Below are 1,100 nucleotides of genomic sequence, written 5' to 3'. Positions count from 1 at the left end.
GAGCTCCTCGATCAGGTCCTCGTCCAGCATCTGGCCGGCGGGTGCCAGCACGGCGCGGGTTTCGGGGTGCAGCACTTCCTCGGCCACCGTGCGGCCCAGAACGCGCTCGCGCAGCGATTCGATGACTTCACCGCCCTCGACGATGGCGCGCATCAGTGCGCCATTGGCGGTGCCGCAGTCCTCTTCGGTCACCACCAGGTCCTGCGTCACGTCGACCAGGCGGCGCGTCAGGTAGCCCGAGTTGGCGGTCTTGAGCGCCGTGTCCGCCAGGCCCTTGCGCGCGCCGTGGGTGGAGATGAAGTACTGCAGCACGTTGAGGCCTTCGCGGAAGTTCGCGGTGATGGGCGTCTCGATGATGGAGCCGTCGGGCTTGGCCATCAGGCCACGCATGCCGGCCAGCTGGCGGATCTGGGCGGCGGAACCGCGCGCGCCCGAGTCGGCCATCATGTAGATGGAGTTGAACGACTCCTGCTCCACTTCCTTGCCGTGGCGGTCGGTGGTCTTTTGCTTGGCCAGCTGGGCCATCATGACCTTGGAGACTTCGTCGCCGGCCTTGCCCCAGATGTCCACCACCTTGTTGTAGCGCTCGCCGGAGGTCACCAGGCCCGAGACATATTGCTGCTCGATCTCTTTGACTTCCTTCTCCGCGCTCTCGATGATGCTGGCCTTCTGCTGCGGCACCAGCATGTCCTCGATGGCGATCGAGATGCCCGACTTGGTGGCCAGGCGGAAGCCGTTTTGCAGCAGCTTGTCGGCGAACACCACCGTCTCCTTGAGGCCGCACTTGCGGAAGGAGACGTTGATGAGCTTGGAGATTTCCTTCTTCTTGAGCGCCTTGTTCATGTTCGAGAACGGCAGCCCCTTGGGCAGGATCTCGGACAGCAGGGCACGGCCGGCCGTGGTTTCCACGATGCTGGTCGAAGGGTCGAACTCGCCGGTGTCCTTGTTCTTGGTCCACTCGGTCATGCGTACGTTGATCCGCGACGTGAGGTCCACCTCGCCGGCGTCGAGCGCGCGCTGCACTTCGCCGGCATCGGCAAAGGTCAGGCCCTCGCCCTTGGCGTTGATGCGCTCGCGGGTCGCGTAGTACAGACCCAGCA

At 64.7% G+C, this 1,100-nt stretch carries 1 pseudogene; it reads right to left on the bottom strand.

Annotated features, from left to right (window positions below):
- Positions 1-1,100 (bottom strand): annotated as a pseudogene (locus QZH66_RS16705) (DNA-directed RNA polymerase subunit beta'); the annotation flags it as partial.

Origin of the sequence: Stenotrophomonas sp. YIM B06876, assembly GCF_030711595.1 — a bacterium.
Classification (GTDB): Bacteria; Pseudomonadota; Gammaproteobacteria; order Xanthomonadales; family Xanthomonadaceae; genus Stenotrophomonas.
The sequence above is the reverse complement of the archived record's forward strand: the minus strand, read 5'-3'. Positions and strand labels throughout refer to the sequence as shown.